This window comes from Paraburkholderia phenoliruptrix, from assembly GCF_019511605.1.
Taxonomy (GTDB): Bacteria; Pseudomonadota; Gammaproteobacteria; order Burkholderiales; family Burkholderiaceae; genus Paraburkholderia; species Paraburkholderia phenoliruptrix_A.
Map to the genome: position 1 here is coordinate 232,762 of NZ_JAEUAV010000006.1, position 20,993 is coordinate 253,754.

Here is a 20,993-nt window from a genome sequence, read left to right on the forward strand (position 1 = left end):
GTGTCCTGACCATGTCGACCACCATCACGCCAATCGACCGCATTCGCGCCGCTTCCGCGCGCCGCCCCGGCGTGCGCTGGACGCTGCGCGTTCTGCGCTGGGTGCTGACGCTCGCCGTCACGTTCACCGGCTTGCTGGCGGTGACATTCGTGATTGGCCGCAAGGTGCCCATCGACCCAGTGCTGGCCGTGCTCGGCGACCGCGCGTCGGCGAGCGCCTACGCGGCAGCACGCATCCAGCTCGGTCTCGACAAGCCGCTTGCCGAGCAGTTTCTGATCTATGTGAATGCGGTCTTGCACGGCAACCTGGGGGTGTCGCTGCTGACCGCCAACCCGGTACTGGACGATATCCGGCGCGTGTTTCCGGCCACGCTGGAACTCGCCACGCTCGCCACCATTGCCGGCGTGCTGGTCGGCGTGCCGTTAGGCGTGGTGGCCGCGACGCGTCATAACCGCTGGATCGATCACGTCGCGCGTTTCGTGGGGCTGATCGGCAGTTCCGTGCCGGTGTTCTGGCTCGGCCTGATGGGCTTGCTGCTCTTCTACGCGAAGCTGCATTGGGTCTCTGGGCCCGGCCGCCTCGATCCGGTATTCGACGGCATGGTGGACGCACGCACTGGCAGCCTGCTCGTCGATTCGCTGATCGCGGGCCAATGGGACGTGTTTTTCAATGCGCTCTCGCACGTCGCACTGCCTGCCGCGATACTCGGCTATTACTCCGTTGCGTACCTGAGTCGCATGACGCGCTCGTTCATGCTGGAACAACTGAACCAGGAGTACATCACGACGGCGCGTGCGAAGGGCGTTCCCGAGCGGCGCGTGGTGTGGGTGCATGCGTTCGGCAATATTGCCGTGCCGCTGCTCACGGTGATCGCGCTCTCGTACAGCTTCCTGCTGGAAGGCTCGGTGCTCACTGAAATTGTATTCGCATGGCCTGGCATCGGTTCGTATCTGACGGGTGCGCTGCTCAATGCGGACATGAACGCCGTGCTCGGCAGCACGCTCGTAATCGGCGCCACTTTCATTGCATTGAATCTGCTCACGGATGCGCTTTATCGCGTGTTCGATCCGCGCGCCCGCTGATGCAACGGAGACTAACCACGTGCGTCATCCTCTTGAACAATCGACGCAGGACTGGCCGATGAATGCCCCGCGATTCACGTGGAAGCAGTGGCTCCTCACGGACACGCCCGCGTCGCGCAGACAGGCCGCGTTAGGTCTCGCCTATCGCCGCTGGCGGCGTTTCGCGGGCAATCCGCTATCCGTATTCGGCTTTGCGATTCTGATGGTGCTTGTGATCGTTGCAATAGTCGGACCGTGGATCGCGCCGCACGATCCGCTGCGCCAGGTGCTCTCCGACCGGCTGCTGCCACCCGGTTCAACGTCGCATTGGCTCGGCACCGACCAGCTTGGGCGCGATATTCTCTCGCGCATCATCTATGGCTCGCGGCTCACTTTATCCATAGCGATACTGGTGGTCGTCGTGGTGGTGCCCATCGGGCTCATGATAGGCACCACGGCGGGCTTCTTCGGCGGCTGGGTGGATAACGTGCTGATGCGTGTGACGGACATCGCGCTGGCGTTTCCGAAGATCGTGCTCGCGCTCGCCTTCGCTGCGGCGCTCGGACCGGGCGTGATCAACGCGGTGATCGCCATTTCCATCACCGCGTGGCCCGCGTATGCGCGGCTCGCGCGTGCCGAAACCTTGAGGCTCGTGCAGGCCGACTTCATTCAGGTTGCGCGTCTGCAAGGCGCTTCGAATCTGCGCATTCTGCTGCGCTATGTGATGCCGCTATGCATGTCGTCGGTGATCGTGCGCGCGACGCTCGACATGGCCGGCATCATTCTGACCGTTGCCGGCCTCGGCTTCCTCGGGCTCGGCGCACAACCGCCCAGCCCCGAATGGGGCTTCATGGTGGCCTCCGGCCGCAACGTGCTGCTCGATTCATGGTGGGTCGCCACGCTGCCCGGCTTCGCGATCCTGCTCGTGAGCCTTGCGTTCAATCTGCTGGGCGACGGACTGCGCGACGTGTTCGATCCTCGTCATGGAGACTGACATGCGCAACGACGAAGCAAACGCGCCGCTGTGCGAAATCGACGATCTGCGGATTGCCTTTCGCGCGCACGACGGCACGCTGAACGAAGCGGTGCGAGGCGTGTCGCTGACCTTGAGGAAAGGCGAACGGCTTGGCATAGTCGGCGAATCGGGTTCCGGCAAATCGCTCACAGGGCGGGCGCTGCTCGGTCTGTTGCCGCCTGCTGGGCATTGCACGGCAAAGGCGCTGCGCTTCGAAGGCCATGATTTGCTCGCGATGCCCGCCGCACGGCGCCGGCGTTTTTGCGGCTCGCAAATGGGAATGGTGCTGCAGGACCCGAAGTATTCGCTTAACCCGGTCATGACCGTCGAACAGCAGATGCGCGAGGCGTTCGCATTGCATGAGCCGAAGCTGAACCGTCGCGCACTGCGGCAGAAGGTCGTGGCGGCGCTCGAGTCCGTGCACATTCGCAATCCTGAACGGGTTGCGCGCTCGTATCCGCATGAGTTGTCGGGCGGCATGGGGCAGCGCGTGATGATCGCGATGATGGTCTCCACGGGTCCAAGCCTGCTGATCGCCGACGAACCGACGAGCGCGCTCGACGTGCTGGTCTCCATGCAGGTGCTGACCGTGCTCGACGAACTGATCGACAAGCATCAAACCGGCCTTATCTTCATCAGCCACGATCTGCCGCTCGTCATGTCGTTCTGTGACCGCGTGGTCGTGATGTATGCCGGGCGCGTCGTCGAAACCTGCGCAGCGCGCGATCTGGTCAATGCACAGCACCCCTACACGCGCGGGCTGCTTGCCGCCAATCCGCCGCTGACAGACCCGCCTGAGCAATTGCCGGTGCTGTCGCGCGATCGCGCGTGGCTTGACGACCTGGGCGTGCGGCAAGGAGCACCGTCATGATTCGCATCGACGCACTGACGGTGCGCTTCAGGACAGCGGCGGGACTCGTGGATGCCGTGCGCGCCGCAAGTTTTAATGTGGCCACCGGCGAGGTATTCGGTCTGGTGGGCGAATCGGGCTCGGGCAAGTCGACGATTCTTCGCGCGCTGAGCGGACTGGCGCCGGTTGCCGAAGGGTCCGTTCATATCGTCGCAGCGGCGGATCGCGGCTCGCGCAGTCGCCATGTGCAGATGGTCTTTCAGGACCCATATGGCTCGCTGCATCCACGTTTTACGGTCGACAAGACGCTGCGCGAGCCGCTACAGATCAACGCAATCGGCGACGAGGAGGCGCGCATTGTGAATGCGCTGCGCGAAGTCGGCCTCGATCCGTCGTATCGCTTTCGCTATCCGCATCAACTTTCTGGCGGACAACGACAGCGGGTGGCAATTGCACGCGCTTTGATTGTCGAGCCGCGCGTTCTGCTGCTGGATGAACCGACATCCGCCCTCGACGTCTCGGTGCAGGCCGAAATTCTCAACTTGCTGAAGCGGCTGCACCGCGAGCGCAATCTGACGATGATTCTCGTCAGTCACAATCTCGCGGTGGTCGGCTTCTTGTGCTCGCGGGTGGCAATCATGCGCAATGGCGAGATCGTTGAAGAGCTGCCGATCGAAAAGGTACGCGCGCAGCAGGTGGCGAGCGAATATTCGCGCAAGCTGCTGCTTGCAACAGGCGGTTATCAGCGCAAGGCCGCGGCGGTGTTCGGCGTGGACGCGTCGTTATGAGGAGAGCCGCCGTCAGACCGCCGTGGCTTGAATCGCCGGCAAGCTTCTACGGTTGCCGGCCCGGCGTGACGCTGCCGGGAGGCCGGCGGTTGTCTGGCTGCGGCTGCGGCTGCGCGGACCATCTGTCCGCACCTGGCTGCTGCGCTTTGCTGTTGTCGTCCGCCTGGTTCTTTTTTGTTGGCGGGGCCGCTGGCGCCGTACGCTTCAAGGTCTGCAACTGCAGCAGTTTCAGCAGGCGATCGTCCGCGCCTGCATTGCTCATACCTGCGAAGCAGCTTGCGCAAACCAGGCCTAGCCTCGCTAGTGATCGAATCCTCGTAGTCATGAACGTCTCCCTGCGAGCGCAAAACCGTGAGGCGTCTCGCATGACGCCACCGGGTCCGTCCCCGCATGTCTGGCCGCGCGCACGACTCGCGCCGTCAGACGAAATGCTGCGAAAGCGCGCGCTCTTTCATGATACTGCGGCGGCTCGATGGGCGTGCCTGGCCACGCGAGGGACCGTCGGGGTGATGAGTGTGAAGCGTCAGCGCACAGCCGTCGATGTGTTGCCGCTGCGCACCGCGGGTCGTGAAAACGACAGGCGCGGTGACTCGGTGTGACCGGCCCCTGTCGCCATGCGCGGCAGCCGGTGTTTGTCCTGATTGCTACGGTTTACCCCGCCGTGCCGTAATGTGAAGTACATCTACTAATAAGGAGCCCAACGTAGTCGATGCGAACAAGAGCCGTGCACCGGCCGCCGCCTTGCCGCAGCTAGCTGCAACACGCAGCGAGCGGACACGACCGGCATGCACGCCATTGCAGTAACCCGATGCCTGCCGACAAAGGAAACAACATGCGTTTTGCGAAGACTTTCACCCCCATCGCGGTTGCAGTTGGAGCACTTCTCGCAGTTGCACCGCTCGCCTCTCGCGCGGAAACAGTCGTAAAAATCGGCTTTGCCGCTCCGCTGACCGGACCCAATGCCAGTTACGGAAAAGATCTGCAAAACGGCGTCAAAATGGCGCTCGACGACGCCAAGGCGCAAGGCGTCAAGATCAACGGCGAGCCCGTGTCGTTCAAACTCATCTCCGAAGACGACCAGGCGGACCCGCGCGTCGGCGTGCAGGTTGCGCAAAAGCTGGTGGACGAAGGCGTGTCGGTCGTGGTCGGCCACTTCAACTCGGGAACCACTATTCCCGCGTCCGACCTTTACGAAAAAGCGGGCCTGCCCGTTATCGACCCTGCCGCCACGAATCCGGTTATCAGCAGCCGCGGCTACAAGAATGTCTTCATGGTGATTTCGAGCGACGCGCAAAACGCGGGCACGGCGGGCACCTATGCGGTCACCACGACGAAAGCCAAGCGCATTGCCGTAATTGACGACCGCACCGCGTTTGGTCAGGGCGAAGCCGATGAGTTCGTGAAGGCCGTGAAGGCGAGCGGTGGCGACATCATCGATCGCGAATACACGACGAATCAGGCGACCGACTTCAAGACACAGCTCACGAACCTCAAGAGCAAGAACCCTGATCTGATTTTCGTCGGCGCACTGAATCCGCAGGCGGCCGGCATCATCAAGCAGATGAACCAGCTTGGGCTGAAAGCGCAGTTCGTGGGCGGCGGCGGCGTGAAGGACATCGACTTCATCAAGCTCGCGGGCAGCGTAGCCGAAGGCGCGATGGCATGGGAATACGGCCGTCCGCTCGACAGCACCCCCGTAGGCGCGAAGTTCGCCGAGCGCTTCAAGCAGAAGTTCGGCGAGGACGTGCTCTCGTATGCACCGTTTGGCTATGACGCGGCGTGGACCGCCATCAAGGCAATGCAGGCAGCCAATTCGACCAAGCCGGACGACTATCGTCCGAAGCTGCAAAGCATCAGCTTCGACGGCATTACCGGGCATATCGAATTCAATGCGAACGGCTCGCTGAAGCACGGTTCGTCCACGGCGTATCAGGTGAAGAACGGCCAGTGGGTGACCGTGAAGACAGTAAGCGGGCTTTGATTGCGGGGCGCCTCGGTGCGGCACGCCCGATGATGGGCGTGCTTATCGTGGCGCCTGCGCGCACTCCGTCTCGTACCAGATATTTACCTGCCGCTGCGCCGCTTCGAGATCCGCCGGGTAGTACGGATCGAAGCGCCATTCAGGGTGATAGCCCGCCATTCTGAGCGCCGCCAGTTCGCTCATGCTGCGCTCGCGCGTGACGGGCGCCTTGTTCCTGATGTCGGTGAGGTCGCGGCATTGCGTGGCGCTCAGATGTGCTTGCGGACCTCGCTGCATGCCGCCGGTCACGCCGGTCATACAGCCGGCGAGCAATAGTGTCAGCGCGGCAAGAATCGGCTTCGCTTTCGTCGCAATTGTCATTGGGTACCTCGCCTCGGTCGCGCGGAACTGCGGTTTTCAGGGTTGGGTCGCGATGCTTTTATATGCGGGATGCCGCGAGGTGTTGTGTCGCTTCCTTCGCTGTGGGGGGGGGCGCAATTTTTGAGCCTGGGGTGAGTTGAACCGGTTGCACAGGGACCGTTGCGAGGCCACGGCTGATCGACACCCACCGTGGCCCGACAACGCCTTACTGCTTCGACAATTGGCCGTATGCGATCACCGAGTTATCCGCCGCCTTGATCAGATAGACGATGGTCCGTTTGTACAACGTCGTGCTGCCGCTGACGGGCAGGAACGTAATCGCGGCATTGCCGCTGTACGTCACGCCCGAAGCCAGCGTACAGGTGCTCGTCGTGCCGGTCGTCGTCATCGTGTACAGGTTCTTGTTCGAGCCGGGCGTGGTCAAGGTCAGCGTGCCGCTTACGCCGCAGCCGAGGATGTTGCCGGTGAAGCCGCCGGCATCATTCACAGTGAGCGACGTTGAGTTTTGCGCCCAGGTGCCGGTAACGCTCGACTGCGTCACCGCCAGCGCGTTCGCCGGATCATACTGTAGCGACAGGTTCACGGTCGTGCCGTTGGCGACATAGCTGCCGGTCAAGGTCTGGTTCGCCGTGTATGTGCCACTGCCCGCCGTGGCCGTATAGCGCACGTTGCTGCGGGTCTCGAAGCCGCTCGTCAAAGTCCAGTTCGGCGCAGCGGTGGTGGCCGCACCGAAGAACGTAGACGTGACGAACGAAAACAGGCCGGTCACGTACGATATGTTGTTCGCGGGATCGATCATGGCTGTCGTGCGCGACGACGAAGACGCGGGTTCCGTCCAGATGCCTTCAAATCCATTGCCCGTGGCAGCAGTCGACCCCGCCTGCGGCGAACTCAGGCTCGGCAGCGCTTCGCCCGTCACAGTCGGCGTAGATGCAGGGGCCGGGGCGCTGGCGCTCGTCGCCGGTGCAGCGGCTTGAGGGGTTGGCGCACTGTCGCCGCCGCCGCCCCCGCCGCATGCGGCAAGCGCGAATGAACCCAGTAACGACACGATCAAAGGTAGTTTTTCTTTCATTTTCATTATGTAGTCAGGTTTGCGGACAGATAATCCACAAAACGGTTTTCAACTCTCGATAGCCCCGCGCAGAATTGCGCACTGGCTTAAACGGCAGCAGAGAGAAAATCTTTAGGCTGAAAGAAGAAATATCTTTTGATCAATGCAAACTTCTTTAGGGAGTACGCCGGGTCTCTGGAAGATTAAATGCAAGTCGCATAAGTCACTCTGCCGCCGCGAGTTCTGCCGCTTTGGGATTTCAGCGCGAATCGCATTCGACCATCGATGCCAGCAGAATCAAAACCATGATATGGCGCAAATCCCTCAACCGCCTCGCAGTCAGTCCGCAAGCGGCTCGCAGGCCCGCCACTAACACTTCAAGCGACAAGCCTCTGTTTTATTCCGGCAACCCACGCCACTAGAAACGCTTTCCCAAAATCGCACTACTTCTTTCTTGATCCGTCGACACTCTTCGCGCATTGAAATCTGTTCAACTTGATATTGCAGAGCATTCGCTTCCTGCACGCACCGCGCTACGGCATCTTGAACACGTTCATGCAATTCAACGGGAGTTCTGAACCTGGCCTACGCACTGGAGCGCCCGGAAGTTTGCATAAAGCTTGCGCCCGCGCTGCAGCTAGTGGCCGGCGCTGCATTGTGAAATGCGCAGCGGTGACGGGCGTCATTTGCGCACCGTCACCGCGCAAATGGAAATGCTGCACCGATTCCAGTCGACTACCGGTATGAGCCGCCGGCTAAATGATCCAACGAGGAGCGACGCTATTTCGTCAGTCGCGGTGGACGCGTTAATGTACGAGCGCCGTAAAAGCGGGCGCCGCAGTACAGGCGCACGCGCTACGTGCGCGAACGAGACTTCATCCACCGACAAACCTCTTTTATGGATTGTTTATGCTCATCAAGAATGTGGCAGTCAGCCTGCCTTCCAGAATCGTAACGAACGACGAAGTCACCGATATGATCCGGTTTCATTCAACCGGCTATGACGGCGACATCGACCGAGGCATACGCACCATCAAGACCCTGCTCGACAGAAGCGGTCTCGTAAACCGGCGGTGGTGCGACAGCCACGAGTCGCCCATCGACCACGTTGCCATGGCCACACGCAAGGCCCTGGCGGAGACCTATCTGCGGCCGGAGCATATCGAGCTATTTATTTATGTCGGTATCGGCAGGGGCTTTCTGGAACCCGGCAATAGCCATATGATGGCAAGCACGCTCGGGTTCACCAATGCCGAATGCTTCGACGTAGTCGACGCATGCATGAGCTGGACAAGAGCCATGTCGATTATCGACAGTCTGTTCAAATGCGGTCAGTACAAAAACGCGATGATCGTCAACGCAGAATTCAATATGTTGGCTGGCGGTCCACTTTTTCCGGGGAATTTTGCGTTGAAGAATCAGGCGCAAATCGAGTACACGCTGCCATCCTTCACCATCGGCGAAGCGGCCACCGCCACGCTGCTCGTCGCGAAAGAGCCGGATAACTTCAGTTTTGCGTTTCGCGGAAAGCCCGAGGTGTCTGACCTCTGCACCATCCCCATTCCCGGCTATGAAGGGTTTTGCCATCCGTCCGAGCGAATCGGGAAAAACGGCGACATGCGTTTCACATCGTTTGGCCACGAGCTTCATAAGAATTCCGACGAACTCACCGCGGTCCTGGCTAAACTGCCGGTACAGAAGAAAGATATCGACATTGTCTTTACCCATGCCTCTTCGAAAGCGGCGTGGCACGGCTATGGAGAAAAGGCGGGGATCCAGGACAAGATGTATCACATCTATCCGGAGACCGGAAACCTCGTGTCAGCCTCTATTCCTGCCGCAATTGCAATGGCGAAAGACAGCGGAGAACTGAAGCGCGGAGACAGAGTGCTGTGCTGGGTGGGCAGTGCCGGCATGTCGTTCAACGTCAGCAGCTTCAAGTTCTAAAGCTCACGTCAATCAAATTTAGAAGCGCGACATGAAAGCCATTTCAGGGGGCATCCACTACCTTAACCGGGTAGTGTCCGAAGCCGCGAAGGTCTCCGACTACAGCGTATTGGCTGTGGGCCTGATCGGCACCATTGGACATCCGCTGTACTGGTTCTGGTGGACCTTTGTCGATCCCCAACCGAACGAGAACCTGCTGATGCGGGTTGTCGGCACCGTCAGTTGCGCATTGCTGCTTTTGCGGCGCTTCTGGCCGGCTTCGGTAGTGCGCCTCCTGCCTTGGTATTACTTTGCAACGGTGGCGTACACGCTGCCGTTTTTCTTCACTTACTACCTGCTGGTCGGCCATTACTCGATGCTCTGGTCCATGGCCGAGCTGGGTATGGTCTTCTTCCTGATCGCAATCTTTCCGTCGTTCGTTGCGTTGTCACTCAACCTGGCGCTCGGCGTCGGGGCTGCGGTGCTGTGCGCGAGCATTGTGGTTCCGCAAGCCGTCCATGTGGATACGCATCTGTTTCTGTACACCTACCTGCCCGTTTTTACGTTCGGCATTTTCGCCGGCATCACCTTCTCATACAGCAATCTGAAAGGAATCGTCGCGCAGGCGCGCACGGGGGCGCTGCGCGCGCTGGCCGGCTCGATCGCTCATGAAATGCGCAATCCACTCAGCCAGCTCAAGCATGTTCTGGACAGGGTGGAAGAGGTGCTGCCCGCAGCCATGGATCGCCACGCGTCGCCGGTTGCGACGCAGCGCCGGACCGAACTGCTGTACCGGCATCTGGCCCACGGCCAGTTGTCCATTGAGCGCGGCTTGCGCATCATCGCAATGACACTCGACGAGGTCAGCGCAAAAGCCATTCGCTCCGATCAGTTCACGTACGTCAGCGCGGCGGCTGCCACGCGCAAGGCACTGGAGGAATACGGCTTTAGCGACCAGAACGAGCGCGCGCGAGTCAGACTCGTGGTGCTCGAGGACTTTACGTTCAAGGTCGACGAAACGGTTTATCTGTTCACGCTGTTCAATCTGATCAAGAACGCGCTTCATCATATTGCCGCACATCCTGCCGCAACTCTCACGCTGACGGTGGACAGTCAAACGGTGATCGTGCATGACACCGGGCCGGGCATTGCGCCTGAGATGCTGCCGCATCTTTTCGAGCCCTTCCGCACGGCCGGCAATTCCGCCGGCACGGGCCTGGGGCTTGCCTATTGTCAACGCGCGATGCGCGCATTTGGGGGCACCATTCGTTGCCGTTCCGAAGTCGGCCAGTTCACGCAGTTCACGCTGGAATTTCCACCCGTTTCCGACAGCGAGGTCGCGCAGCACGAGCAGGAAGTATTCGAGCGCGCCGCCTCGCTGCTTAACGGCAAGCGTATTCTCATTGTCGACAACGATGCTGAGCAGCGCACGCGAGTGCGGCGAGCGCTGTCGAGGGCGGGAGCACAACTTGGCGAAGCAGCCGACGGCGAGGCGGCGCTCGCCGCGCTCAGCGAACCCACGCCTTGGGATCTGGTGCTGATGGACATCAACATGCCCGCCCTGGACGGCTACACGGCAACCGAGCGGATTCGCGCGGATCGTCGCAATCCGAACTGCAACGCGATGATCGTCGCGTACACGTCGGAGCCCGCTAACGTGGCGCGCGTTCTCGCACGTCGCGCCGGCATGGATGAATATGTCAGCAAATCGGCGAGCATTGCCGAGCTGGTCGGCGTGCTGCACCAGCTCTTCGAGAGCGGTCACAGGCATGGCCGCAGCGAGCGTTTCGATGGCTTCGCGGGCAAAACGATTCTGCTCGCCGACGACGACACCTACAGCAGACTCGTCGCCAAGGGACACCTGGAGCGATTCGGCGCGACGGTCGTCGAAGCCGAGCATGGGCCGGCCGTGCTGGCGCGCTTGCAGGAAGGCGTGACTATCGACGCCATCGTGATGGACATGAACATGCCCGGCATGGGCGGCGTGGAAACCACCGCGCTAATCCGCGCGCGCACCGACGCTTATGCGAGCTTGCCGGTCATTGCGTTGACGAGCCAATCCGACATGGAGGCCGTGGAAAAGTGTCTCGCCGCCGGCATGAACGAAGTGATGACCAAACCGGCACAAGTCGGCGCACTGTATGCGGCGCTGGCGCGGCAGTTCGCCCGCCAGCGCCTCGAGCATGCGCGGGAAAATGGCCTGTCAGCGCATGAAGACGCGTTGCCCGCAGGCAAGCTCGCGTCGCTCAACGAAGGTCCATTGCTCGACGAGAAGCATCTGCAGGAACTCGTTGCGCTCGACCTGCTCGACCAGACGTTCCTGAACGGCATTGAGCAGATTCGCACGACGGTGGTCAAGCTCGCAACGAGCGTCGCGGCACGCGACTTCGACTCGACACGCGAAGCCCTGCACCTGCTGCTCGGCGTGAGCGGCAATATCGGTGCAAAAGCGCTGCATCAGTTCGTGCGACAGATTTATCCGCGCGTATTGGAAGGCGAATGGCCCGCGGAAGCAGACTGGCTTGCGCGCATCTGTTCGCTGAGCGACCGTTCGGCACCCGCATTGCAAACGTATTTTGCATCTGCGAAGGCGCCGGGCAAGCAACCCAAGACAACGAGCGATTGACGATTTCTGCCTGACGCTCAACGCCGACGCGCCGGTTTTCGTGTGGCGCTTACCAGTTTGCCTTTCGACTCACGGAGTCACATATGACCGACACGATAAGCGTTCGACGTCTTCATGCCGACGAAGCGATGACCTATGTCGATTCACTCGCCGATCTGCTGATCGACTGTGTGGAGGGCGGCGCATCGGTCAGCTTCATGTTGCCGATTTCGAAGCAAACTGCGCTGCAATTCTGGCAACACGTCGCTGACGGCGTGGCCCGCGACGAGCGCATTCTGCTCGTCGCCGAATATCCCGAGGGCAAGCTTGCGGGCACCGTGCAACTCGTCACGGCCCAGCCCGAGAATCAGCCGCATCGCGCGGATGTCGCCAAGATGCTCGTGCACCGGGAAGCGAGGCGCAGAGGCATCGCGGCGCGCCTCCTCGCGGCTGTCGACGAAGAAGCCCGACGCGCCGGCAAATCCGTGCTCGTGCTCGACACCGTCACAGGTGGCGACGCGGAACGACTTTACGCGCGGGCGGGCTGGCAACGTGTGGGCGAAGTGCCCAACTATGCGCTGATGCCGGACGGCACATTCTGCGGCACGACTTTCTTTCACAAGCAGCTTTTTGCGTGACCGATCGACGCTACCGCCTGACCTGTGCGCTGCACATCAGCGCTCGTGAGAATCAGCACTCGAAAGACACGGGCGATTCAACGCGTGCCTAAACAACCCGTGCCCAAAGAACAGCCGGATAGCGAACGTTGCTCCCGCTACCCAGCCGCCGCAGTGAATCCAGTGCTTCTATTGCCAACGCTTTACGGCAGCTTGCCAAGGCACGCGCTGAATTCATCTTTCGAGAACGCACGAAGGGTCTGCGTTCTCACATTCCCCGCTGAACCAAGCGCAAAACCAAATGACATGAAGCTCTGTTCATCGGGCGCTTCAATGACGGTGACAATGTCGTACTGCCCCATCGTCCAATAGATCTGCTTCATTTCACAGCCGAAGCTCCTGGCCATTTCCGCTGCCTGGCCGGCGCGCTGCGCGCTGTTCTTTATGTTGCGCATGCCCTGGTCAGTAAATTGCGCAAGAACCACATAAGTCGCCATGACGTTTCCCCTTTCCCGTTGCTTGCCGGGGACCCGGACGCGCAGGACGGGCCTCCGGCGCGTAAGCCCAGTATAGGCAACGCATCTAGTGAAATATCGTCGATCATTAGTCATCAGGTACACTAACCACTAGCCGTTTTGTCACAAATATGGTGTATGCCGCGCAGCAGTACAGGGAGACGGTTCGGCGGCGTCATACAAGTCTTTAAATACCCACAAAACAATGAATAGCTTCGACACAACCATCGAGACGTATCTCTCGAACGTCCACCTTGGCTTCTTCCTCACCCATGCAATTCAGGCAATCGCAGATCTGTACACCTTCAAAGGCCTGCTGCTCATTCCGTTGTTGTGGTGCATGTGGTTCCAGTCAGATGAGCGCAGCACGTGGCGTCGCGAAATGGTCATTGCGACAATACTGAGCGGCGTACTCGCACTGTTCATAGGAAGGGCGCTAACCCATTGGCTGCCGTTCAGGGTACGCCCGGTCTACAGTTCCGAACTGAACCTTCAATTTGCGACCAGCGTGTCGAAAGACGCATTGCTGACATCGTGGAGCTCGTTCCCGAGCGACCACGCCATGCTGTGGATGGCCATTGCCACCGGCATCTTTCTCGTGTGGAGAAGAATCGGCCTGCTGGCGCTCGCGTACACGGTGCTGTTCATCTGCGTTCCGCGTGCGTATCTCGGCTTTCACTATCCCACTGATCTGATCGTCGGCGCCGCCATTGGAATTGTCATCACGTACGCCATGACGCGCGAGGCCGTTCGCGCCCGCACTTCGGCTGTGTTCCTGCGATGGGTCGAGCGCTATCCGGGACCTTCCGCAATGCTGGCCTTCGTGCTGTGCCTTGAACTGGTCACCCAGTTCGACGAGTTGCGCAAGCTGGCAAGCAGCGTGCTCGCTCATATTTAGCTTGCCGTACGCGCTTTATGTGCCGATGGAAACGAACAGCAGCACCATCGGCGCCTTGGATGCGCCGGGAGTCGGCGCACGCAGCGGCACACCGTACGTGCAGCGAAAATCAACGAAGCGCGACCATTGAAAACGCACGCCCGCGCCCACGCTGACGAGCGACGCATTGCCGGCCTCCGCAGGCTGATCGATCCGGTTCCATACATGGCCGGCGTCGACAAACACAAAAGGCTGCGCGGCAGCGCCGCTCACGCCGAAGGGCAAGACCGGCGTGCGCAATTCGGTCTGTACGTTCCAGCCGCGATCGCCCAGCACCACATAGGGCTCGTAGCCGCGCACGCTGGACTCTCCGCCAAGGCCCATTTCCTCGCTCGGCAACAAGGTATTGGGCGTCCACTGAAACGTGCCGCGCGCGTTTAACGTAAAGCCCGCACCGAGTGCGAACGCGCGCTGTGCGGCAATCTGCAGATACGCGTAGCGGGCAGTCGCGCCGTGCCGCGCGGCGTCGAACGCGGTGTCGCTGTTGGAGCCGTCGAGGCCGCCCGGGCTTGCCACGAGCGTCGCCGATGCATGCGCGGCGCCCGCATCGCCGGGCTTGCTGAGATCGTAGGTGAGCAGAAATTGATGCACATGCGTGTTCGAGTTGAACACCTGAAAGCCGCCGAATTCAAGATCGTTGTTGCTGCGTTTGAAGTCATAACCAAACTGCACGAGCTGAGCGGTATCGCTTGTAGTCGGCAAACGCCAGTCGTAGCGAACGCTCATTTGCGCGGAAATGCCGGTTTGCCCGTAACTGTCCGGCAGACGCGGCGTACTTTGCGCATAGACACCAAACAGTTCGATGCTGTCGTGCCACGGCAGCGGCGCAATATAACTGAGCGCGTGAGCCAGGAAGCGAGCGCGATTTGCCCGTCCTTCAATGTCGGGATTGCCGCTGAAAAAGTCGTTGCTCGCCGTGAACTGATACGCGACGTGCTGATCGAGACCGAACAGGTTGCCGTAGTCGATGCCCGCGAAGAAACGGTCGCGGCCGAGATCGCGCACACCGGCGTTGTCGTAGCCGGCGTTCACGCGCAACGGCAAACGGTCGTCGGTCTGCAAAATGACGTCGGTTGAATTCGCGGCTTGCCCTGGCGCGAATACCGCATCCACATGCCGATAGGGATTCGCGTTAAGCACCGCAAGGCCCAGCGAAACGTCCGACTGCAAAATGGGGCCGCCAGCCTCGAGCGGCATTTCGCGTTTCAGCAGATCGTCGGAGAAGTAGCGGTTGCCGCTGGTGCGCACCTCGCCGAGGCGAAACTCCGCCACTGCGATATGCACGACGCCCGCGCTCACGTCCTGCTCGGGCACGTACACGTCCACGAGCGGTTTGCCGGCGGCACGATAACGCTCGACCACGGCGCGGCGTATCTCCGCAAGGCGCGAGAACGTGAGCGGCTTGCCGATGTCGCTGTCGAACCTGTGCAGAAATGCGGCGTCCAGAACCGGCAGATGCGCGGCGGTAACGCGGGCCTGCGTTGCCGTGGAAGGCTCGGTCGTGCCCGCGACTTCGAACACCAGACCTTCGAGCCGGCCCACTGCAATCTGCGTCGCGTTCTCCACGGATGGCGCGGAAGGTTGCGACGGCGCACTACGCGGCGTCGGCGGAGCGGGTTGCGGGGCAACGTCGCGCCAGGCCTGCGCGACCGCAGCCCCAGCGTACAGCGCAAACACCACGCACGGCGCGAGCTTGAACCAACGCATACGTTCTGCGCGCGACGACGGCGCACCCCGGCACGAACCGCGCCGCCTGACGCGCCACCGGATGCGCCGCCCGGTGCGCAGGCCAATGCCCAGGCTAATGCGCAAGCTGCCAGCGCAACACAGGCTGCGTCGCGCCAGACGGCATCGCCCATGCGCCGTCGGCGCCGAAGTCATAGCCCGCGAAGCTGGCGGGGTCGCTCATCTGCGCGGTGGTGAGCCCGTTGGAGGGCGGCAGGCTACCGCCGCTCGCAGGCTGCCCGGTCGTCTCCTTGTTCCAGTAGACGTCCGACGCGAGCGTGCCAGAGCCGAACGCAATTACGCCATGCGTCGGCATGCTTCGCGTTTGAACCTCACCTGTCGCAAACGACTGGCTGACGCTTCCGTCGTTGATACCGACCAGTCCACCGCCGTAGCCGGTCGAGAAAACGGGCTTCACGCTGCCCGTCGCATACGACTGTGCAATCGATCCCAGGTTGTAGCCCACGAGCCCGCCATTCGCGTCCGAGCCCGAAATTGCGGCGCTGCTCCACGAGCGCTCCACGGCGCCTTCATTGCGGCCTACCAGTCCGCCGAAGGTCGTGCCGTTCTGATAGATTTCCATCGCCACGCCGCTCGAATGCGCATTCGCAATCACACCTTGATTCACGCCGGCCAGCAGGCCGCTGCCCAGGTGACTCGTGCTGACATAGCCGTCTTCCACGCCCACGTCGCGCAGCACGCCCGCGAGCCCCACCACGCCGAACAGCCCGGACGAATAATCCTTGCTGAAGTCGGCGACCTCGATGCGCGCGTTGCGCACGCTGTGCCACATGCCGTCGAACTGGCCGGTGAAGGGCGTGGTGTGATTGCCGAGCGGCGCCAAGGTATAGCCGCTCGCGTCAATGTCCGTGCCGAGCGCATAGTTGCCCGCGAGATCCTGCGAAATGTTCTGCAGGTCCGTGACGTTGTTGACGAGCTTGTACGCCGTGATCTGCGTAAGCTGCCCGCTGCCGGGCGCGGCGCTCCATGCAGGGTTGCCGAGCAGGGTGCCGGCGCTGTAGCTGCCGTTCATGTCGTAAAGCGCAGTCACGAGCCCCGTGCTGCGCGACCAGTCGATCACGCCGCGGTTCGCGATGCTGCCGCCGTTATCGAGGCTCGCGGCATCCGCGCGCAGGATCAGGTTGCCACTGCCCTGGTTGGCAAGCGTTGCGCCTTGCGCGATGCTGAGGTTGCCATACGCCGCGAGCGTGAGCGACCCGTTGCCTTGCCACGCAATGCCCGAGTTCACGTCTATGTTGCCGCTGCCGCCGTTCGCGCCGGTCGTCTGCAGATTGACCGATGTGCCGGTGCCGAGGCCCGCCGACAGCGCGCGCGCAGCATTGTCGTCGACGGTGAAGGCGGACGTCGCGATGTTCCATTGATTCGCACGCACCGTCGTGCCGCCCATCGGAAACACCACGTTATCCGCGCTCATGTCGACGGTGCCGCCGCTTGCTTCGATTGCGCCGCCCGGCTGCAACGTACCGTGCCCCGCGATCAGCCACACATGGCCGTCGCGCGTGGCCGTGCCCGTCGCACGAATTGCCTCGCGATTGCCGGCGAGCGCGTAGATGTTGCCGTCCACGGCTTGCAAGCTGACTTGCGCCGCCTGGATCAGGCCGCCGTTCATGATCGTTCCGCCCGCGCCCTGCTGAGTCGGCTGCACGAACACCTGGCGGCCCGTCGACGAATCCTGCAGCAGCACCTGCTGCCCGACCGCCAGTTCGACGGTGCCGTTCGGCGCGCTGATGGTGCCGGCGTTACCAACCTGCTGTCGTGCAATGAGGAACACGTCGCCGCTGCCGGAGGCGATCGTGCCGAGATTGACCACGCCCGCGCTCGAATTGCCCGACAGCGTGAGCGGCCCGCCGTTCATGAAGGCATCGGTGCTCGCAACGTCGAGCGTGGACGCGACGAAGCGTCCGTTCGTCGAAACGACGCCGCGCGGTCCGACAAGAATGCCTTGGGGGTTGATCAGATAAACGCTGCCGCTTGCAGTGAGCGTGCCGAGAATCGCTGACGGCGAGCCGCCGGTCACACGGTTGAGCGTCGCGCCGTTGCCGTTGGCAAACACTACGCGGTTGCCGCTGCCGATCGAAAAGCTGTTCCAGTCGACCACGCCGCGGCTGGAGCCCTGCGTGACTGTCACCGTCGTGCCGTTACTGCCGATCGACCCGCTGCCGCCGACGAATTGCCCGCCCGCGGGCAATGCACCCGCGGCCCGCGCGTCGAATGGACTCGCGCAGCACAGTAGCGCCGCAACAAGCGGCAGGAGCGCTAGTCGCCCCTTGCGCGGACGTGAATGGTTATGGTCGCATGCTGCAAGCGCAATTCTGTTCATCACGTCTCCTGTGCCACGCAAGGCGCGCCGTATGCTCAGATGTCATGCGGCTCTCGCGGGTCGGTCAACTGTGGCACGCCCGTATTATTGCAGCCGGTTTCAGGCGCACAATGAGCAGAAGGAAGCGGCATATCGACGTATTGCGCCTAAAGGTCTGCGGATTTGGCCAAGGCATGAGCGGCGAAGCGTCGCAATGGGGGCGCGAACTCATGGTTTCCCCTATAGCAGCGAGACGGCGCGCACACGACCATTGGCACTAGCCCTGCTTCGGCAGCGCAGTGCCTCAATCTCACTCGCTAACTGAACAGACGTTTTTTCGAGGCGGTAAGACAGTGCGATTGACAACGCAATGAGCAACAACGAAATTGCCGATCAGGTACCGGCTCTCGTGTGGACCGCTGAAGCACGAGGAATCGTCACGTATGCCAACATTGCGTGCCGCAAGTACCTCGGCAATCCGTTCGCGCCGAACACCACGATCCATTGGGACCAGTTCGTTCTCGAACTCGATGTCAAGAAAGTGCTCGACGCGTGGCGCAAGGCGCTGACAGCAGGCGAAAGCGCGAAGGTGAACGCGCGCCTGAAGCGTTTCGACGGTCGCTACCGCTGGCACAAACTCCGTATTCAGCCCATTTTCGACGACGCACGCACGGTCTGCGGCGCGTGCGGCATCGCGATGGACATCGACGACTTCGTGCAGGCCGGCGAAGCCTACGAAGTCGGCGAGCGACGTCTGCGTTTCGCGCTCGACGCAGCGCGCGTCGGCGCCTGGGAATGGGACATGGGTAGCCGCACCGCGCGCATCAGCGCGCAGCTCGCGCAAATCTACGGACTCGAACGGCACGAAGCAGAAGTACCGTTGCAATGGCTGTTCGACCGGATTCCCGAGAGCTATCGTGCATGGTTCGCGCGCGAGTTGACCGGCCGCTTGCACCAGTGCGTTCCGTTCGAGCTCGACTTTCCGATTGAACTCGAGGACGGGCGACGTTTGTGGCTGCGCACGCGCGGCGAAACGGATTGCGGTGCGGGCACGGCGATCGAACGGGTATTCGGCGTCACCTACGACATCACCGAACAGCACGACGCGCAGACTGAACGCGAGCGCAGCGAACAGCGCTATCGCGCGCTTGTCGAAGCGAGTTCGGAACTGACGTGGATAGCGGACGCGGCCGGGCACACGAAACAACTCGGCAACTGGCAGTCGTTCGCTCCCGAAGAGGGCCTGAGCGCGCGTTGCGGATGGCTCGAGCTGGTTCATCCCGACGACCAGGAATGCGCGCGCGACAACTGGTCGGCCATCGTCAAATCCGAAATGCCGGGTTCGATGACTTTCCGGCTGCGCCGGCGCGACGGCAGTTGGCGCACCATGTCCGCGCGTGCCGCGCCCTTGCGCGACGACGACGGCACGCTGCGCGAATGGTTCTGCATGGCAACGGACGTGACTGACGAGCGCGCCGCGGCCGCTGCGCTCGAAGAACGCAATCTGCGTCTGCAGGTGGCCATGCGCGCGGCGAAAATGACCATCGGCTATCTGGCGCTCGATTCATGGACAGTCTGTTGGGACAGCGTCGAGGCAGCGCCACGCGGGCTGGCTGGGCCGACCGGGCTGCCGTACGACGCGGCGCTGCAGCGCGTGCATAGCGACGACCGCGCCGCCGTGGACGCCGCAATGCGGCGCGTCGCGCTTACCGGCGAATTCGACAAGCCGCTGGAATTCCGCATCATGATGCGCGGCCACGAACACTGGCTGCAAAGCCAGGCCGTGTTGCAGCGTGATGCAGACGGCAACCCCTGGCGCGTGATCGCAAGCGCGGTGGATATCACGCAGCGCAAGACGCTCGAACTGGCGTTGCGCGAAACCGACCGCCGCAAGGACGAATTCCTCGCAATGCTCGCGCACGAACTGCGCAATCCGCTCGCGCCGATGCGCAACGCCATTGCACTGCTGCGCCGCGAGAAAGAAGCGGGCATGAAGTCGTGCGAACTTGTCGGCATGCTGAGCCGGCAGGTCGATCATATGGCGCAACTCGTCGACGATCTGCTCGAAGTGTCGCGCATCACGCACGGGCGCATCGTGCTTCGACGCGAGCCAGTGCTGCTTGGCACCGCCGTGTATGGCGCGCTGGAAACGGTGTCGTCGATGGCGGCCTCGCGCAGCCAGCATCTGACCGTGACGCTGCCGCCCGCGCCCGTCTGGCTCCACGCGGACCCGCTGCGCCTGTCGCAGATTCTCGTCAACGTTCTGAACAACGCGTGCAAGTACACCGACCCCGGCGGCAGCGTGTGCGTCACCGCGCTAGCCGACGAGCGCTTCGCTACCGTCACCATCGAAGACAACGGCAGCGGCATTTCATCCGATCTGCTGCCGCACATCTTCGATCTCTTCGCGCAAGGCGAGCGCACGCTCGACCGGGCGCATGGCGGTCTTGGCATCGGTTTGTCGCTGGTGAAGAAGCTGGTGGAACTGCACGGCGGCGGCATCGACATTGCAAGCCCCGGACCGGGCCGCGGCGCTACAGTGTCGATCAGGCTGCCGCTCTCGCACGCGCCCGAAGCGCCCACGTCGTCGCACGACGAACCGTCGGCGCGCCGGGCCTCGCATGCGGAGCGCGCTTCGCTGCACGTGCTGATCGTCGACGACAACAAGGACGCCGCCGACTCGCTCGCGCTGCTTTGCGAGAGCGAGGGCTATCACGTGGATGTCGCGTATGCCGCACAGGAGGCACTGGCCAAAGCGCAAGCGGAGCCTGTGGACGCCGCGCTGCTCGACATCGGCCTGCCGGACACCGACGGCTACGAACTTGCACGGCTGATTCGCCAGAGGGGCGAAACCCGGCCCGTGCTGATCGCGGTGACCGGCTACGGCCAGGCCGACGATCATCTGCGGGTGCAGGCCGCAGGGTTCGATCATCACCTCGTCAAGCCGGTCGACATCGAATATCTGATGTCGCTGCTGGCGGAACTGACGCCTGCGGCCGCCTCGCCGCATGCGGAGTGAGGCCGGGCACTCCGTTCGCCGGTAAAGTCAACCGTTGCGGGGCGCGGCATCCGCTACTCCGGGTTTCGCTGCAGTTGCGCTGCTGCGTACCGGCACTCGCGGCCGGCATGAACGATTCTCCTCTCTCTCCAGATTGAGACGATTGCGCCATTTGTTGAGCGTGCCTCGCGTTCAGCGTTTGCGGTGAGCGTCTTACAGTACGTCATCGACTGCGCGCCCTGGA

The 20,993-nt window shown here is 62.1% G+C and carries 15 protein-coding genes; 10 read left to right on the forward strand and 5 right to left on the reverse strand.

The features are described from left to right. The first annotated feature begins 11 nt into the window (after nt 1-11). The 5 genes from JNB89_RS11485 to JNB89_RS11505 all read left to right on the forward strand — a co-directional run bounded on the left by JNB89_RS11485 (nt 12) and on the right by JNB89_RS11505 (nt 5,695). A complete protein-coding gene (locus tag JNB89_RS11485) occupies nt 12-1,082 on the forward strand; it encodes an ABC transporter permease (protein ID WP_220362263.1) in 1,071 nt (356 codons plus the stop codon). Nucleotides 1,083-1,140: 58 nt separating this feature from the next. Continuing rightward, nucleotides 1,141-2,055, forward strand: a complete 915-nt coding sequence (nikC, locus tag JNB89_RS11490) for a nickel transporter permease (RefSeq protein ID WP_220362264.1) — start codon at nt 1,141-1,143, stop codon at nt 2,053-2,055. 1 nt (nt 2,056) lies between these two features. Next, nucleotides 2,057-2,947: an ABC transporter ATP-binding protein gene (locus tag JNB89_RS11495; protein ID WP_220362265.1), complete on the forward strand. Its 891-nt coding sequence runs from the start codon at nt 2,057-2,059 to the stop codon at nt 2,945-2,947. Further along, nucleotides 2,944-3,714 (forward strand): ABC transporter ATP-binding protein, encoded by a 771-nt coding sequence (locus JNB89_RS11500; protein WP_220362266.1) that lies wholly within the window; start codon nt 2,944-2,946, stop codon nt 3,712-3,714. The genes JNB89_RS11495 and JNB89_RS11500 overlap by 4 nt, the downstream gene beginning before the upstream one ends. Nucleotides 3,715-4,546: 832 nt before the next feature. Then, nucleotides 4,547-5,695: a branched-chain amino acid ABC transporter substrate-binding protein gene (locus JNB89_RS11505; RefSeq protein WP_135891083.1), complete on the forward strand. Its 1,149-nt coding sequence runs from the start codon at nt 4,547-4,549 to the stop codon at nt 5,693-5,695. A 42-nt stretch (nt 5,696-5,737) separates the two neighbouring features. Here the strand turns inward: JNB89_RS11505 and JNB89_RS11510 are convergent, their stop codons facing one another. Beyond that, entirely contained in the window at nt 5,738-6,055 is a 318-nt protein-coding gene (locus JNB89_RS11510) for a DUF4148 domain-containing protein (protein ID WP_220362267.1), read from the reverse strand. Nucleotides 6,056-6,260: 205 nt separating this feature from the next. Continuing rightward, nucleotides 6,261-7,133, reverse strand: a complete 873-nt coding sequence (locus JNB89_RS11515; protein WP_013342412.1) for a hypothetical protein — start codon at nt 7,131-7,133, stop codon at nt 6,261-6,263. An 882-nt stretch (nt 7,134-8,015) separates the two neighbouring features. Between JNB89_RS11515 and JNB89_RS11520 the strand changes: the two genes are divergently transcribed. The 3 genes from JNB89_RS11520 (at nt 8,016) to JNB89_RS11530 (ending at nt 12,275) form a co-directional block, all read left to right on the forward strand. Beyond that, nucleotides 8,016-9,053, forward strand: a complete 1,038-nt coding sequence (locus JNB89_RS11520) for a 3-oxoacyl-[acyl-carrier-protein] synthase III C-terminal domain-containing protein (RefSeq protein WP_135891075.1) — start codon at nt 8,016-8,018, stop codon at nt 9,051-9,053. A 31-nt stretch (nt 9,054-9,084) separates the two neighbouring features. Then, on the forward strand, nt 9,085-11,658 hold the full coding sequence (locus JNB89_RS11525; RefSeq protein ID WP_220362268.1) for an ATP-binding response regulator: 2,574 nt from the start codon (nt 9,085-9,087) through the stop codon (nt 11,656-11,658). An 83-nt stretch (nt 11,659-11,741) separates the two neighbouring features. Then, entirely contained in the window at nt 11,742-12,275 is a 534-nt protein-coding gene (locus JNB89_RS11530) for a GNAT family N-acetyltransferase (RefSeq protein WP_220362269.1), read from the forward strand. Between the two features lie 182 nt (nt 12,276-12,457). Here the strand turns inward: JNB89_RS11530 and JNB89_RS11535 are convergent, their stop codons facing one another. Next, nucleotides 12,458-12,751: a GYD domain-containing protein gene (locus JNB89_RS11535; RefSeq protein ID WP_013342408.1), complete on the reverse strand. Its 294-nt coding sequence runs from the start codon at nt 12,749-12,751 to the stop codon at nt 12,458-12,460. A gap of 223 nt (nt 12,752-12,974) precedes the next feature. On the opposite strand from JNB89_RS11535, the gene JNB89_RS11540 reads away from it, so the two are divergent. Continuing rightward, nucleotides 12,975-13,667 (forward strand): phosphatase PAP2 family protein, encoded by a 693-nt coding sequence (locus tag JNB89_RS11540; protein WP_220362270.1) that lies wholly within the window; start codon nt 12,975-12,977, stop codon nt 13,665-13,667. A 15-nt stretch (nt 13,668-13,682) separates the two neighbouring features. Here JNB89_RS11540 and JNB89_RS11545 read toward each other — a convergent pair whose 3' ends face one another. Then, nucleotides 13,683-15,413: a ShlB/FhaC/HecB family hemolysin secretion/activation protein gene (locus JNB89_RS11545; RefSeq protein ID WP_220362271.1), complete on the reverse strand. Its 1,731-nt coding sequence runs from the start codon at nt 15,411-15,413 to the stop codon at nt 13,683-13,685. A 94-nt stretch (nt 15,414-15,507) separates the two neighbouring features. After that, the gene (locus JNB89_RS11550) at nt 15,508-17,772 is read right to left on the reverse strand and encodes a filamentous hemagglutinin N-terminal domain-containing protein (protein WP_220362272.1); all 2,265 of its coding nucleotides are present in this window, start codon (nt 17,770-17,772) and stop codon (nt 15,508-15,510) included. A gap of 349 nt (nt 17,773-18,121) precedes the next feature. Between JNB89_RS11550 and JNB89_RS11555 the strand changes: the two genes are divergently transcribed. Beyond that, on the forward strand, nt 18,122-20,770 hold the full coding sequence (locus JNB89_RS11555) for a PAS domain-containing hybrid sensor histidine kinase/response regulator (RefSeq protein ID WP_220362273.1): 2,649 nt from the start codon (nt 18,122-18,124) through the stop codon (nt 20,768-20,770). The last annotated feature ends 223 nt before the right edge of the window (nt 20,771-20,993 follow it).